Genomic DNA, 14,506 nt, shown 5'->3' on the forward strand with positions numbered 1-14,506 from the left:
CGGTATGCGTCAGAATTGGGGCAGGGCCAGCGCACGCACGACGTTTTTCATGTCACAGCATCGAGGGGCACGAATGTCCGGACTGATCGACACCACGGAGATGTATCTCCGCACCATCCTCGAACTCGAAGAGGAAGGCGTGGTCCCCATGCGCGCCCGGATTGCGGAACGGCTGGACCAGAGCGGTCCGACGGTCAGCCAGACGGTGGCGCGCATGGAGCGTGACGGCTTGGTACAGGTCGCGGGCGACCGGCACCTGGAGCTGACCGGCGAGGGGCGCCGCCTGGCGACGCGCGTGATGCGCAAGCACCGGCTCGCCGAGTGCCTGCTCGTCGATGTGATCGGCCTGGAGTGGGAGCAGGTCCACGCAGAGGCATGCCGCTGGGAGCATGTGATGAGCGAGGCCGTGGAGCGGCGGGTGCTGGAGCTGCTGCGTCATCCGACGGAGTCGCCGTACGGGAATCCGATCCCGGGCCTGGAGGAGCTGGGCGAGAAGGCCGAGGCCGATCCCTTCCTCGACGAGGGCATGGTGAGCCTGTCCGAGCTCGACCCGGGTGCCGAGAGCAAGACGGTGGTCGTGCGCCGGATCGGTGAGCCGATCCAGACGGACGCCCAGCTGATGTACACGCTGCGGCGTGCGGGTGTGCAGCCCGGCTCCGTGGTCAGCGTGACCCAGTCGCCCGGTGGCGTGCTGGTCGGGAGCAGCGGCGAGGCGGCGGAGCTGGACGCCGAGGTCGCCTCGCACGTGTTCGTGGGCAAGCGCTGAGCGCTTCGTCACCGTGTACCAAGGCTTGGCCGGATGCCGTCGGCGGGCGCGCAGGTGTGCATTCCGCTTTCCCTTTTTCCGTCCGGAATTGCAGCGCCCGGACGGATCGCATGCCAGGCTGTGGCTGAGGCGTACCTGAGAGTGTCGGCCGACTCGGCCGCGCGGTCGGGGAGGGAGCAGGCGCATGCACCCGTCGTACTGGCGCGTCCGGCACGTCCGGCGCATGTACCGGAGCGTGCTGGCCGTGGTCCCGGCCGCCCGAGCGCCGCGCGGCAGCGTCCGCCCAAGTACCCGCGCATCGCCCACCGCCGCCCGCGAGAACGGGCCGCCGCCCGTCGCCGCGTACCGGATTCGGCGGCCTCCCGGAAGACAGAAGGCCCCGGCGCCTTGCGGCGCCGGGGCCTGTCCTCCCCCGCTTCGACCTGGAGCCCCGAGCTCTCGAGGTCGATCCCCACGGGCCCTCATCCCCGAGTGGCCCGCCTCCCGGAGAAGATCTCCCCTCCGCCGTCGCGGTCAATCATTGACGGCGGTCACTCGAACGAGCGGTGTCGGATGGCGGAACCGGTTTTCGAATACAAGTTCGATAGTCTGGCGTGACGCGGCCACGCGGTGATCGAGCAGTGGATCAAGCGGTGATCGAGGACCAGAAGGGGGTGCCAGGACATATGGTGCGGCGCATCGATGTGACCGGGACCGGCGGCGTACGCCTAGCGGCCTGGGAGTTCGCCGACCCGCCCAAGGGGCGCGCGGAGGGCGAGCGCGCCCCCGGGGTCTTACTGCTCCATGGCCTGATGGGAAGGGCCGCGCACTGGGCCCCCACCGCCCGCTGGCTCGCCGAGCGGTACCGCGCCGTCGGCCTCGACCAGCGCGGGCACGGCCGCAGCGACAAACCGGCCGAAGGCCCGTTCACCCGTGACGTGTACGTTGCCGACGCCGAGGCGGCGATCGAACAGCTGGGCCTCGCTCCCGTCACCCTCGTCGGGCATTCGATGGGCGCGCTGACGGCCTGGCAGCTCGCCGCGAAGCGCCCCGATCTGGTCCGGGCCCTGGTCATCTGCGACATGCGGGCCTCCGCGCTCGGCGCGGCCTCGCAACGCGAGTGGGAGGACTGGTTCAAGACCTGGCCGGTGCCGTTCGCGACGCTCTCCGATGTGCGGAAGTGGTTCGGCGAGGACGACCCCTGGGTGGAGCGGCCCAACCCCGCCCGCGGCGAGTTCTTCGCCGAGGTGATGGCCGAGCGGGCGGACGGCTGGCGCCCCGTCTTCTCCCGCCGTCAGATGCTCAGGTCCCGCGCGACCTGGGTGTTCGACGCACACTGGGAGGAGCTGGCGCAGGTCCGCTGCCCGACCCTGGTCCTGCGCGGCCTCGACGGCGAGCTGGGCCGGGCGGAGGCCCAGGAGATGGTCCGCGTACTGCCGCGCGGGCAGTACGCGGAGGTGGCCGACGCCGGCCATCTCGTCCACTACGACCAGCCCGAGGGCTGGCGCGCGGCGGTCGAGCCCTTCCTGGAGCAGTTCGCCGAGAACCCCCGGGACGACCGCGAGCCCGTCCCGTCGTGACAGGGCGTCAGGGCGATGCGGACGGGTCCGGCGGCGGCCCGGGGCCTGTCCGGCCTGAGCCGCACCGCGGCCCCCAGAGCCTGTCGGGTGACCTCGGACCCGGCGACCACGCCCCGGCACGCACGCTTCCCGCGTTGTCGTCGGTCGACGACGCTCCTTCTCCGAGCTCTCGGCTCCGCTCGAGCAAGGGAGACCCCGTCCGCCTGACTCCTCCGCCTTGGAATCGCACGCACCGGACCGCGCCCGCGGTCCGGCCGAGGTCATCCGACAGGCCCTCAGGGGGCCTGCCGGTTGACCTCCGGCCGGGCGGCGGGCGCGGTCCGCCCGACAGGCCCTCAGCCCTTGCTGACCGCTGCCAGGATCTCCGGGAGCCGGTCCGCCGTGCGGGGCGCGGCGAGCCGCAGCCCCGCCCAGGTGATCAGCGCCCCGTACACGGCCCCCACGGGCAGCAGCAGCCACAGCCACTGCTCCAGATCGGCGACATGCAGCCAGATCGTCATCGCGATCACGGGTGCGCAGAGCAGTCCCGCCGAGATCATGCCGCCGAAGATCGAGATCCAGGCGAGCCCGGCCTGTCCCGGTGCCACGTTCTTGAACGCCCCGTCCTGCGGGATCGAGTACGGGAAGTTCGCCGACGCCACCGCGCCCGTCGCCAGCATCCCGCCCAGCAGGGCGAACGACAGCCCCATGGCCTCCGGCAGATCGCCCCAGTCACCGAGCATCCCGGCGGTCACCACCGTCACCAGGACCGTGTAGGGCAGCGTGATCAGCAGCAACGTTAGGGCCCGCGCCCGCAGTTCCAGATAGGCGTCACGGGTCGAGGAGATCGTCTGGGCCACCATCCAGAACGCGGAGGTGTCCTGCCCGAACTGGTTGTACATCTGGATACCGAGCATCCAGGCGGCGAAGCAGGCGAAGTAGATCGACCCGGTGCCCTGGAGCGCGTTGAGGACCGGCACGATCAGCCCGATCGCCAGCGCCGTGACCCAGGCGGCCTTGGTCTTCGGATCGCGTGCGATGTACCGCAGACTGCGCTCCATCACCGGCCCCGTGCGTCCCTGGGGCAGCAGCGCGGAAAGCCTGGAGCCACCCTTGCCTGCCTTCTCGCGGCCCGGCCCGGCGGCGGCCAGGGTCGAACCGTCCGGGGCCGTCATCAGCTTTGCCAGGCTCCGCTGCCACAGCCACAGCAGCGCGGCCAGCGCCGCGACGGACAGCAGCAGTTGTACGAGAGCCTGCCCGTACAAGCCCCGTGACGCCGAGTCCACCGCGCCGACCGCCGAGGCGGGCGGCAGCCAGCGCACCACGTCCGCGGCCGGGTCGAGCGCGGCGAGCCCGCCCGCCCGGCCGAGCCGCTGCGCACCGAAGTTGACGACCTGGATTCCCACCGCGATCACCAGCCCGCTGAGCACTGCGAGGTCGCGGCCCTTGCGTGACGTCAGCAGCCGGGTGTTGGCCGTGGCCACGGCCCGCGTCAGCGCGACGCACACCAGCAGCGTGAGCGGCGCGGCCACCAGGGCGAACACCGCCCCGGCCGCACCGCTCGCCACCGCGAAGGCCGATCCGGCCGCCAGGCAGAGCGTGAACAGCGGACCGATCCCGATCAGCGAGGCCGCCAGCAGCGCCCCGATCAACGGACGCGGCCGCAGCGGCAGCGTCACCAGCCTGCTCGGGTCGAGGGTCTCGTCGCCGCTGGGGAAGAACAGCGGCATCACGGCCCAGCCGACCGCCACCACTCCCGCCAGCAGCACGACGAGGGAGGCGGCGTGGGCGTGCCCGTGCAGCGCGATCAGCCCGAGCAGCAGGCCCGCTGCGATCAGCAGGCTGAAGACGACGGAGGTGATGTAGGCGGCCCGCCGGCCGGCCGACTGCCGCAGCCCGTTGCGCAGCAGGGTCAGCTTCAGCCGTACGAAGACACCGACCAGCCCCTCGCCGGTGCCGGCCGGTCCGGGCGCGGCCCCCGCGGGGGCGTCGAGCACGCTCATCGCCTGCCGCCCAGCCAGTCCAGGGAGTCGCCGCCGGATCGGGAGCCCGCGCCGACGAGTTCGAGGAACGCGTTCTGCAGCGAGGACGCCTCGCCGCGCACCTCGGCGAGGGTGCCCTGGGCCCGGATCGTGCCGGCCGCCATGACGGCCACCCAGTCGCAGAGGGACTCGACGAGCTCCATCACATGGCTGGAGAAGACGACGGTCGCCCCCGAGCGGGTGTAGCGCTCAAGGACCTCGCGGATGGTCTGCGCGGAGACCGGGTCGACGCCCTCGAACGGCTCGTCCAGGAACAGCACGTCGGGGTTGTGCAGCAGCGCGGCCGCGAGCCCGATCTTCTTCCGCATGCCGGTCGAGTAGTCGACGACCAGCTTGTGCTGGGCGCCCGCCAGATCGAGCACGTCCAGGAGCTGGGTGGCGCGCTTGTCGACCTCGGCGCCCGGCAGCCCGCGCAGTCTGCCGGTGTACGCGAGGAGTTCGCGCCCCGACAGACGCTCGAAGAGCCGCAGTCCCTCCGGAAGCACGCCGATCCTGCTCTTCACCTCGGCCGGGTCGCGCCACACGTCGTGACCGGCCACCTCGACGGTCCCCTGGTCGGGGCGGAGCAGCCCGGTGACCATCGACAACGTGGTCGTCTTACCGGCGCCGTTGGGCCCGACCAGACCGATGAACCTGCCTGCGGGCAGCTCCAGATCGATCCCGGCCACCGCGGTCTGTTCCCCGAACCGCTTCCACAGCCCCTGTACGCGCACGGCGGGCGGTGGCGTGGCCGGTCCGCCCGCCTCACCCGCCCGCGCCGCTCTGTCGGTCTCTGCCCGGTCCTGCATGATGCACTGCCTTTCGGTGGCCCCGTTTCCGGGACCACCCTACGAAAGGGGGCTCTGCCGGGGGCGGGTCCGTGCGTCGGCCGCTTCCCTGGCGCAGGCGTAGGCGAGCGGGCTGATGAGCTCCTCCGCGTCCGGCAGCCACCGGTTGGCGGAGGTGGGCCGGCGGGCCCACTGCACCGCCCCGCGCCCGCCGACCCGGGTCGGCGGACCGGTCACGTACTGGCCGTCGCCGCGGCCGACCAGATCGATGACGGCGGCCCGCCAGCCCAACTTCCTTACCAGCTCCTCCGACTTGGCCGCCGCGCCCGGCAGCACGAAGAAGAACATCCGCCGGTCGGGGCTGCAGGTGACGGGACCGAGGCGCAGGCCCATCCGCTCCATCCGGGCCAGCGCCAGGAAGCCCGCCGACTCCGGCACGTCGATGGCGTCGAAGCTGCGCCCGGTGGGCAGCAGGATCGACGCCTTCGGGTGCCTGGACCACATCCGGCGGGCCGCGGCACCGCTGCCGGTCGCCCGGCCCGCCCAGTCGGGGCCGGTGGGATGGGCGCCGGGAGCGGCGCAGCCGGTGTCCCCGCAGGAGCACCGCTCGGTCCCCTCCGCCGCCTCCAGCCAGGTCCCCGGGCACACGTCCCAGTGCCGCTCCTCCGCGTACCGCACCGCCGCGTCCAGCAGTTGTTCGCCCCGCTGTCGGGGGACCTTCGCGGCTTCCGTGACTACGACGGGCTCTTCGACTCCGATGGGCTCTTCCACGCAGAGCACAACTACGGCCAACGACCGGGGTTACGGGCGCGTCGGGCGCGGACGCGGCGCATCGCTCCGGCACACGGGGCGCATGGATGCATGGGCGGGGGCGCGTGTGAGGCGGTGCCCGGCGGGGCGGGTAGCCACATACGGTGCAACCGCCGGGCGGCCGAAGCCCGGGTCCGGAACGGTCGGCCTCTGTCATATGCCGACAGGAATGACAAGGAACACGACGCACCTGACGAACACTATGAATCTGTGCATTTTCCGCGTATTCGCCGGGCAGTGATCGGCTCAATGATCTCTGCGGCCTCAGGGGGAAACATGGCAGCCAGGCCTCTCGTCGCACGCCAGCCGAACGAACGGCTCCAGGCGCTCATCCAGGAAGCCGGATGCTCCAACGCCGGCCTCGCCCGCCGCGTCAACATGGTCGGCGCGGAACGCGGGCTGGACCTGCGCTACGACAAGACGTCCGTGGCCCGTTGGCTGCGCGGACAGCAACCACGCGGCAGGGCACCGGGAATCATCGCCGAGGCACTCGGCCGCAAACTCGGCCGTACGGTCACGATCGACGAGATCGGGATGGCCAACGGCAAGAATCTGGCATCAGGCGTCGGCCTGCAGTTCGCCCCGACCGTGATCGGCGCGATCGAGCAGGTCTGCGAGCTGTGGCGCAGCGATGTCGGCCGCCGCGACTTCCTGTCCGGTTCGACGATCGCCTCCTCCGCGCTCGTCGAACCCAGCCGCGACTGGCTGATCACCGGCGCCGACCCGCAGGTGGCCCGGACCGCCGGGTCCCGGGTCGGGATGCCGGACGTGGAGGCGGTGCGGGCGATGACGGCCGCGCTGGTCGACCTCGACCACCGCTTCGGCAGCGGGCATGTGCGGCCGGTCCTGGTGCACTACCTGAACAGCGTGGTCTCCGGGCTGCTCTCGGGGGCGTACCGCGAATCGGTCGGCCGGCAGCTGTTCGGGGCGGTCGCGCGGCTCACCGAACTCGCCGGGTACATGGCGGTCGACACCGGCCAGCCGGGGCTCGCCCAGCGCTACTACATCCAGGCGCTGCGCCTGGCCCAGGCGGCGGGCGACCGGGCGTACGGCGGTTATGTACTGGCCGCCTCGATGAGCCATCTCGCCGCGCAGCTCGGCAATCCCCGGGAGATCGCCCAACTGGCCCGCGCCGCGCAGGAGGGCGCCCGCGGGCGGGTCACCCCGAGGACGGAGGCGATGTTCTACGCGGCGGAGGCCCGCGGCCACGCCCTGCTCGGCGACGCCCGTACCTGCCAGGCCGTGACGGGCCGCGCGCTGACGGCCATGGAGCAGGCCGAATCCGGCACGGGCGACGACCCCGACTGGATCGCCCACTTCGACCACGCCTATCTCGCGGATGAGCTGGCGCACTGTCACCGCGACCTCGGTCAGGCGGAGGCCGCCGCGCGCCGGGCGAAGGAGTCCCTGGCCGGCCACCCGGAGTCCCGGGCCCGCCGGCGGGGCATCGGCCTGGTGCTCCTGGCCACGGCCCAGGTCCAGATGCGCGAGGTGGAACAGGCCTGCCACACGGGCACGCGGGCGATGGAGCTGCTGGGGTCGGTGCGCTCCAGCCGGGGCGCGGAGTACCTGGACGATCTGCAGCAGCGGCTGCTCCCGTACGGGGACGAGGCGGCGGTGCGCGAGTTCGGTGCGCGGCTGGAGCTCCAGGCGGCCTGACCGGTGGTGCGCGTGAAGTCGCCCATTAACTGCGTTTTGAGGGCGCTGAGTGTTACAGCGCCTGTGAAGGGCTGGTGAGTGACAACACGCGCTTGGCGAACGGCGGCAACCACCCGATAGCGTGAGCCGACGATTCCGTAGGTTTACACGTAGGAGTCCCGGTGACGCAGAGCGGACAGGGTGACGAGCAGCAGCTCCCTGCTGTACGGCCCGCGCACGAAGGTGTCGTGCTGCCCGCGGGTGGCGGCGAGCCCTGGATGCCAGGGGGGCCCGCGGATCAGGCCGCCCCGGCGGGCGGCCAGCCGTGGGGGCAGCCCTGGGGGCCGCAGGCGGCGCACCAGGACGCCTCGCATCAGTCCCAGCCGCTGCCGCAGCCCCAGGCACCCGCCCAGGGGCCGGGAGCCTACGGGCAGGGACAGTACGGCCAGACGCAGCCGGGGCAGGGATACGGGCAGCCGCCCGCTCCGCAGCACACGCAGATGCCGCAGGCCCAGCCGCTGCCGCCGGTGCAGCCTCAGCAGCCACACCTGCCGCAGCAGCAACCACAGTCCCCGCAGTCCTACTCGCCCCCGCAGCAACCACAGTTCTACCAGCCCCCGCAGCCCCACTTGCCGCAGCAGCAACCGCAGTCCTTCGCACAGCCGTTGCCGCCCGAGGCCGGGCCCGGGGCGGGCGCGGGCGGGGACGCCACGCAGTACATCGCGCCGGTGGCCGGCGGTCCCGCGCCGGGCGGGCTGCCGCCGGAGAACCCCGCGGAGGCGACCCGGTTCCTCGACGGCTCGGTGCCGCAGCAGCAGGCCCAGGCGTACCAGCAGCAGCCCGGTCAGGGCGGCGACGCCGAGGCGACCCAGCACATCCCGCCGGTCCCCGGCGGCACCCCGTACGGCATCAGGCCCGGAGCCCCCGGGGACCGGCAGCCGCCCGCCGAGTTCGACAACCTGTTCCGCAGCGACGAGCCGGCGGGCGCCACCCAGCAGATGCCCCATCTCGACCCCGGGCCCCGGTACCAGGGCGCCCAGCAGCCCCCGCAGGCTCCGCAGCCCCCGTACCGGCCCGTGGACGAGGAGCCGCAGCGGCCGCGCAAGAAGCGGGCGCACGTCACCCTCATCGCGGCGGTCGTGGCCGGCTGCGCCGTCGTCGGTCTCGGCGCGGGTGCGCTGATGAGCGGCGGCGGCGACAAGGGCGAGGACGACAAGCAGCCGGTGGCCGCGGCGAGTTCACCCGGCGGGGAGCCCGCGCCGAAGGCCGCGCCCGATCCCGCGAAGCAGCAGGCCGAGGCGCTCGACAAGCTGCTCGCGGACAGCAACAACAGCCGCGCGGCGGTCATCGGGGCCGTGGAGAAGACCAAGAGCTGCACGGATCTGGACCAGGCCGTGACCGACCTGAAGAGCGCCGCCCAGCAGCGCCGCGATCTGGTGACCCGGCTGGAGGCACTGTCCGTCGACAAGCTGCCCGACCACGTGCAGCTCACCGCCTCCCTCACCGAGGCGTGGCAGGCCTCGGCCGCCGCCGACGACCACTACGCCGCATGGGCCGCGCAGGCCAAGCACGGCAAGAAGGTGTGCAAGCACGGGAAGGCGCGTACGACCTCCGAGACGCAGCAGGCCACCGTGCGGAGCGGCGAGGCCAGCAAGGCGAAGCAACAGGCCTCCAAGCTGTGGAACTCGATCGCGTCGAAGTACGGGCTGACCCCTCGGGCGGCCACCGAGCTGTGACACCGGGCGGGGCGGGGGAGTCCGGAACGGACCCGTCGCCCCGCGCCGCGCGGATACGCCGGAGCGCGTCGGTCAGATCCTCGCGCTGGCGTCCGACAGGGTCTTCGTGACGTCCACGAAGCCCTTCCGGTCCGCGACGAGCCGCCCGTCGCGTACCACCTGGAACGTCACCCGGGTGTTGACGATCCGCGGATACGCGGACGAGCCCAGCACGTCGTCGAAGCTCCAGCGCAGCACCGGGGTCAGACCGCCGGTGTCGGCCGGGGTGCCCTTGTTGAGGGCGGAGGTGAGCTTCCAGGCGGTGATCTGCGGGGAGTCGATCGCCTCCACGATCTCCTTCAGCACGGTGAACGCGATCCAGGTGGTCTGCACGCCCGTGTCGTCCGGGTCGATCCGGTTGTCGCCGAAGGCGTGTTCGTGGATCACGTCCCGCATCACGTCCCAGCGGGCGTCGCCCGCGTCCGGGTACCAGCCGGTGATGTAGGCCCCCTCGAACGGGCTGTTCCGGCCGCCGGTGCTGTCGATCAGCGGCTGGTCGACGCTGCCGAGCACGGAGGAGATCCGTACGCTGCCGCTCCCGTACGACGGTTCGAGCCGCCGGAAGGAGTCGAAGAAGGTCTCCGTGCGCTTCCCGAGCACGGCCGTCACACAGCCGTCGGCCGCCCCCGCCGCCTCAAGCGCCGGCCCGGCGGCGTCGTCGTAGGAAGTGGCCGACTCCGAAGCCCGGATGTCGGCGGGCGCGGGCCGGCCGGCCTCGGTGAGCCCGGTCCTGAGGAGCCAGGCCTGGTCGTCTCCGCTCAGGGTGTCGGGCCGGACCACGGACACCCGCTCGCAACTGCGGGCCAGCTGCCGGGCGTTGCCGGCGAGCAGGGCCGGCTGGCCGCCGTTGACCGGATAGGAGTTGTAGCTGCTGAACTCCTCGTCGGAAGCGCCGTATCCGCCGATGTAGGGGATTCCGGCGGCCTCCAGCGGCGGCATGAACGCCGAGCCGTGCCGGCTGTACGAGCCGACGACCGCGACCGCCTTCTCCTTGACGGCCCGCCGGGCGCAGTTCGCCGCCCCGATCGAGGTGTCCTCCTCGTCGCAGGTGACGACGCGCAGCTCGTGGCCGTCCAGCCCGCCGTTGTCGTTGGCCCAGCGGGCATAGGTGCGCGCCATGGCGGTCATGCCCGCCATGTTCACCGCGTCCGGTCCCGAGACCCCGCTGGGGGCCCATGTCATGACGGTGACGGGCTCCCTGGAGTCCCCCGTGGCCCCAGGGAGCACGCCGCAGCCGGTGACCAGCAACGCCCCGGCCGCCGCCGTACTCGTGAGGAACTTGTAGGGGCGGGGGGAGGTGGGGCGTCGCCGTCCGGTCATGGGTATGGACATTTCCGGTCGCGGGGTAACGCCGCAGTGTGCCCCGCTCAACGCTCGGTGACATCCGGGTGAATTGCAGGGGCCGGTGCGGGGGGGGCCGAAAAGGGAACGTACGATCGATGACCGTGCAGCAAGGTTCGGAGAACTCTTCCCGTCGCGGCCGTCGCTCCTCCACCATGGGCGGCATGCCGCTGAATGACATGCCTTGGTGGCGCTGGCGCAGCAACGTGCGCTCGGCGCTGCACATGCTCTCCGACCCCGTCTTCCACCACGAGTGCTGGCTGGCCGGGAGGGAGGGGTACGGAGACGTCACCGACGCCGTGTACCGCCTGGTCGAGGACACCTGGCTGGACAACTGGTCCGCCGAGAAATACATAGGGACGATCTTCCGCGACGCGGGCGAGGCCGCCCTCGTGGACGTCGCGGTGCTCCGGGTGCTGCGCATCATGCACCAGGTCGGCGCGGACGCCCCCGTCTCGGCATACCTGGAGCACCAGGGCTGGCAGGAGGCCGTACGGGCCGCCCGCGAGGCGCATGTGCTGCTCGCCGGCAACGACGGCGAGGACCCCGACACGCCGCCGCGCTCCCTCGACGTGCTCCGCATTCTGACCAGGTCGGCCTGAGGGCTGCCGAGTGTGGCACGCTACGGGGATGACCGCGCCGCAGCCTGCTGAGACCGCCCCCGAGGAGTATGTCCTCACCCTTTCCTGCCCTGACAAGAAGGGCATCGTGCACGCCGTGTCGAGCTATCTCTTCATGACTGGCTGCAATATCGAGGACAGCCAGCAGTTCGGCGACCACGACACGGGTCTGTTCTTCATGCGGGTGCACTTCTCGGCGGACGCCCCGGTGACGCTGGAGAAGCTGCGGGACAGTTTCGCCGCGGTCGGCGATTCCTTCCGGATGGACTGGCAGATCCACCGCTCCTCGGACCGGATGCGGATCGTGCTGATGGTCAGCAAGTTCGGGCACTGCCTCAACGACCTGCTGTTCCGCTCCCGGATCGGGGCGCTGCCGGTCGAGATCGCCGCCGTCGTCTCCAACCACACGGACTTCGCCGAACTCGTCGCCTCGTACGACATTCCCTTCCGGCACATCCCGGTGACCAAGGAGACCAAGGCCGCCGCGGAGGCACAGCTGCTGGAGCTGGTCCGCGAGGAGAACATCGAGCTGGTCGTCCTCGCCCGCTACATGCAGGTCCTCTCGGACGACCTCTGCAAGCAGCTGAGCGGCCGGATCATCAACATCCACCACTCCTTCCTGCCGAGCTTCAAGGGCGCGAAGCCGTACCACCAGGCGCATGCCCGTGGTGTGAAGCTGATCGGGGCGACGGCGCACTATGTGACCGCGGACCTCGACGAGGGGCCGATCATCGAGCAGGAGGTCGAGCGGGTGGGCCATGGCGTCACGCCGGACCAGCTGGTCGCCATCGGGCGCGATGTGGAGTGCCAGGCGCTGGCGAGGGCCGTGAAGTGGCACGCCGAGCGCCGCATCCTGCTCAACGGCCACCGGACGGTGATCTTCGCGTAGGGGCCGCCTCCGGCGGGCTCGCGGCCCCAGGCGCTACAGGCGGCTCAGCGAGGCCGCCGCGAAGAGCACGTCGCGGATCGCCTCGCGGTCGCCCTGCTGACCGGCCGCCGCCTCCACCGGTGGCACATGCCCGGCCACCAGTTGGCAGAACTCCACACCGTCGAGTGCAACCTGCGCCACGGTGTGCGCGGGGGAGCCGAGCGCGGCCGGGGAGTCCAGCGGGATGTACCAGTCGCCGCCGCCCGAGCCCTCGACCTCCAGATGCAGCGAACGGCCCGGTGAACCGGCCGTCACCAGATGGCGGGCGGGCCCGGCGAGACCGGCCCTGCGGCGCTCGGCGAGTACGGCGGGCAGCAGCCGGGCCGCCAGGTCGATCATCCGGTTGAGGTGGGCGGCGGACGGTGCCTTGTACGGATAGTCCACCGCGTTCGCGATGTCGCCGCCGTGCACCCAGCATTCGAAGGCCCGGTCCAGCAGGGAGTCGTGCATCGGCAGGGCGAAGTCCCCGTACGAGACGGAGAGCTCGGAGACCCTGCGGCCGGCGAAGGACACCGTGCGGATGAGGGTGTGGCTCTGCTCGCGCCACGGCTCGCGGATCTGCCGGGTGGGCGGTCGCCGCGCCGCCGACCAGTACTTCTCGGTACGTGCGGTGGGTGAGAGCGGCCAGTCGGCGTCCGGATCGCGGGTGCCGTCGCCGGGCGCCGTGTCGAGGCCGAGCGCGGCGGAGACCAGTCCGTCGACGGCCATGAGATGGCCGATGACGCCCGCGACCGTGGTCTTGCGGGTGGTCTCCTGCTCGCTCTCGAACCACTTCAGCCGGACCGGGGCGTGCCACTCCGAGTCGCCGATGTCACGGAGCAGCGCGTCGAGCCGCGCGGTCTCCGCGTCGTACGGCGAGGCCCAGTCCGGCACCGGGATATCGGCCGGGCGGCGGCTCAGACAGGCGTCGATCACCCGGGTGCGCAGCGTCGGGTCGAGGTCCAGGCTGCGGTCGGTGTGCAGCAGCCCGACCGCGTCGCGCAGCCGCAGGGCCTCGTCCGCGCAGGCGGCGCACTCGGTCAGATGCGCCTCGACGGCCTCGGTCTCCGCTGCCGAGCAGGCCGCCAGGGCCCACGCGCCGAGGAGCGCTTTCAGGACACGGTGCCCCAGCACCAGCGGGCCGGGCGGGTCCGTCGGGTCGGATGGGACCGGTGGTGCCACGGCGGTTTCCGGTTCCGATGTCGGCGGCCGCGGGGTCGGTTCCGGGCTCGGCCGCGGGCCCGTCCGCGGCGCCTCGGGCGGGGGCGCGGGGACGGGCGGCAGCGGGACGGCGGAGAGGTCGAGGTCGTCCGCGGCGGACCGTGGTGCCGGTATGCGCCGTGCGCCCCGCACCTCGTCGTCGCGTCCGCCGTCCTCGCGTCCGTTCGGGTCGTCGCCGGTCACAGGGGCCGTCCGTATCCGGGCGGCGACGTCCCTTCGAGCGGGCGGGTGTGCGCGGTGGAGAGCAACTGCAGCCCGAGCCGGAGCCGGCGGCGGGCCTCGTCCTCGGTGACCCCGAGGTCGGCCGCGGTCTGCCGGTAGTCCCGGCGCTGGATGTACGCGAGTTCCAGTGCGGCCCGCAGCGGGGCGGGCATGGACGCGACGATGTAGTCGGCCCGTGCCGCGGCCGTGGCCCGGTGCACCCGCTCCTCCAGACCGGTTCCGTCCTCGTCCGCGTCGTCGCGCGGGCCGTCCTCCTCGCGCAGCCGCCGCACGGACTGGCGGTGCGTGAGCCGGGTCACCCAGGAACGCATCGAGCCCTGCTGGGGGTCGTAGGCGTCGGGGTTCTCCCACACGTAGCCGAAGACCTCGCGGGTCACCAGGTCGGCGGCGGTCTCGTCGTCGAGCATGCGGTGGGCCTGGCTGTGCACGAGCGAGGCGAACCGGTCGTAGAGCTCGCCGAGAGCAGCCGCCTCACCGCGTGCCAGCCGCTGCTGCATCTTGTGGTCCCAGCGAGGTGGTGCGTTTCCAGCCATGCGACCCCCAGCCCTGTTCCCCTCGTCACACCGAATGTAGTCGGCGGCACCGAAGATGCACGTCTCTTTGTGGCAAGTACGCCCGCGAAGAGGCCCGGCATGGTAGGGAATGCGTCCGCAAGCATCGATGGAATTCGAGTCGAAGTGATGACTTCTGCCCGAATCCCGTTGTGTCCTGACAGGTCGCCCGGTGTTTCACAGCGGTGCGGCCGGGGCAGCCGCGAGAAGGAACGGAAACTTCCGGATCGCCGGAATCCCCGGAGTGAGAGGGCCAGTCGCGTGAGGAAACCTTGTCCTCCTGGACACCGCCCCCGGGCCGCAACCAT

12 protein-coding genes are annotated in these 14,506 nt (G+C 72.1%); 6 read left to right on the forward strand and 6 right to left on the reverse strand.

The window, feature by feature from the left end:
- The first annotated feature begins 73 nt into the window (after positions 1-73).
- Complete coding sequence (locus tag ACWCQ6_RS11030; protein ID WP_451087700.1) at positions 74-766, forward strand: metal-dependent transcriptional regulator; 693 nt, start codon at positions 74-76, stop codon at positions 764-766.
- A gap of 665 nt (positions 767-1,431) precedes the next feature.
- Entirely contained in the window at positions 1,432-2,325 is an 894-nt protein-coding gene (locus tag ACWCQ6_RS11035; RefSeq protein ID WP_451087818.1) for an alpha/beta fold hydrolase, read from the forward strand.
- A gap of 335 nt (positions 2,326-2,660) precedes the next feature.
- Here ACWCQ6_RS11035 and ACWCQ6_RS11040 read toward each other — a convergent pair whose 3' ends face one another.
- From ACWCQ6_RS11040 to ACWCQ6_RS11050, 3 genes are read right to left on the reverse strand one after another with little or no spacing between them, the layout of a single operon-like run.
- A complete protein-coding gene (locus tag ACWCQ6_RS11040; protein ID WP_451087702.1) occupies positions 2,661-4,307 on the reverse strand; it encodes a transporter in 1,647 nt (548 codons plus the stop codon).
- Positions 4,304-5,134, reverse strand: a complete 831-nt coding sequence (locus ACWCQ6_RS11045) for an ABC transporter ATP-binding protein (RefSeq protein ID WP_451087704.1) — start codon at positions 5,132-5,134, stop codon at positions 4,304-4,306. Before ACWCQ6_RS11045 ends, ACWCQ6_RS11040 begins: the two co-directional genes overlap by 4 nt.
- A 39-nt stretch (positions 5,135-5,173) precedes the next feature.
- A complete protein-coding gene (locus tag ACWCQ6_RS11050) occupies positions 5,174-5,884 on the reverse strand; it encodes a bifunctional DNA primase/polymerase (protein ID WP_451087706.1) in 711 nt (236 codons plus the stop codon).
- Between the two features lie 315 nt (positions 5,885-6,199).
- Between ACWCQ6_RS11050 and ACWCQ6_RS11055 the strand changes: the two genes are divergently transcribed.
- Both ACWCQ6_RS11055 and ACWCQ6_RS11060 read left to right on the forward strand, forming a co-directional pair.
- The gene (locus ACWCQ6_RS11055; RefSeq protein WP_451087708.1) at positions 6,200-7,582 is read left to right on the forward strand and encodes a transcriptional regulator; all 1,383 of its coding nucleotides are present in this window, start codon (positions 6,200-6,202) and stop codon (positions 7,580-7,582) included.
- A gap of 161 nt (positions 7,583-7,743) precedes the next feature.
- On the forward strand, positions 7,744-9,297 hold the full coding sequence (locus ACWCQ6_RS11060; protein WP_451087710.1) for a hypothetical protein: 1,554 nt from the start codon (positions 7,744-7,746) through the stop codon (positions 9,295-9,297).
- Between the two features lie 72 nt (positions 9,298-9,369).
- Here the strand turns inward: ACWCQ6_RS11060 and ACWCQ6_RS11065 are convergent, their stop codons facing one another.
- Positions 9,370-10,656, reverse strand: a complete 1,287-nt coding sequence (locus tag ACWCQ6_RS11065; protein WP_451087712.1) for an ABC transporter substrate-binding protein — start codon at positions 10,654-10,656, stop codon at positions 9,370-9,372.
- Positions 10,657-10,832: 176 nt separating this feature from the next.
- Here ACWCQ6_RS11065 and ACWCQ6_RS11070 point away from each other — a divergent pair, with 176 nt between their 5' ends.
- On the forward strand, positions 10,833-11,279 hold the full coding sequence (locus ACWCQ6_RS11070; protein ID WP_072485707.1) for an SCO4402 family protein: 447 nt from the start codon (positions 10,833-10,835) through the stop codon (positions 11,277-11,279).
- A gap of 28 nt (positions 11,280-11,307) precedes the next feature.
- Positions 11,308-12,186, forward strand: a complete 879-nt coding sequence (purU, locus tag ACWCQ6_RS11075) for a formyltetrahydrofolate deformylase (RefSeq protein WP_451087714.1) — start codon at positions 11,308-11,310, stop codon at positions 12,184-12,186.
- Positions 12,187-12,219: 33 nt separating this feature from the next.
- Here the strand turns inward: purU and ACWCQ6_RS11080 are convergent, their stop codons facing one another.
- Together ACWCQ6_RS11080 and ACWCQ6_RS11085 are read right to left on the reverse strand one after the other, a co-directional pair.
- Positions 12,220-13,608 carry a maleylpyruvate isomerase N-terminal domain-containing protein gene (locus ACWCQ6_RS11080; RefSeq protein WP_451087716.1) on the reverse strand — a complete coding sequence of 463 codons (1,389 nt, stop codon included), beginning with the start codon at positions 13,606-13,608 and terminating at the stop codon, positions 12,220-12,222.
- A complete protein-coding gene (locus ACWCQ6_RS11085) occupies positions 13,605-14,180 on the reverse strand; it encodes an RNA polymerase sigma factor (RefSeq protein WP_451087718.1) in 576 nt (191 codons plus the stop codon). Before ACWCQ6_RS11085 ends, ACWCQ6_RS11080 begins: the two co-directional genes overlap by 4 nt.
- Positions 14,181-14,506 lie beyond the last annotated feature (326 nt).

The organism is Streptomyces sp. NPDC001880, assembly GCF_053594575.1.

Coding starts and splice junctions, on each gene's coding strand:
- ACWCQ6_RS11030 (WP_451087700.1), top strand. CDS start 74: ATGTCCGGACTGATCGACACCACGGAGATGTATCTCCGCACCATCCTC.
- ACWCQ6_RS11035 (WP_451087818.1), top strand. CDS start 1,432: ATGGTGCGGCGCATCGATGTGACCGGGACCGGCGGCGTACGCCTAGCG.
- ACWCQ6_RS11040 (WP_451087702.1), bottom strand. CDS start 4,307: ATGAGCGTGCTCGACGCCCCCGCGGGGGCCGCGCCCGGACCGGCCGGC.
- ACWCQ6_RS11045 (WP_451087704.1), bottom strand. CDS start 5,134: ATGCAGGACCGGGCAGAGACCGACAGAGCGGCGCGGGCGGGTGAGGCG.
- ACWCQ6_RS11055 (WP_451087708.1), top strand. CDS start 6,200: ATGGCAGCCAGGCCTCTCGTCGCACGCCAGCCGAACGAACGGCTCCAG.
- ACWCQ6_RS11065 (WP_451087712.1), bottom strand. CDS start 10,656: ATGACCGGACGGCGACGCCCCACCTCCCCCCGCCCCTACAAGTTCCTC.
- ACWCQ6_RS11070 (WP_072485707.1), top strand. CDS start 10,833: ATGGGCGGCATGCCGCTGAATGACATGCCTTGGTGGCGCTGGCGCAGC.
- purU (WP_451087714.1), top strand. CDS start 11,308: ATGACCGCGCCGCAGCCTGCTGAGACCGCCCCCGAGGAGTATGTCCTC.
- ACWCQ6_RS11085 (WP_451087718.1), bottom strand. CDS start 14,180: ATGGCTGGAAACGCACCACCTCGCTGGGACCACAAGATGCAGCAGCGG.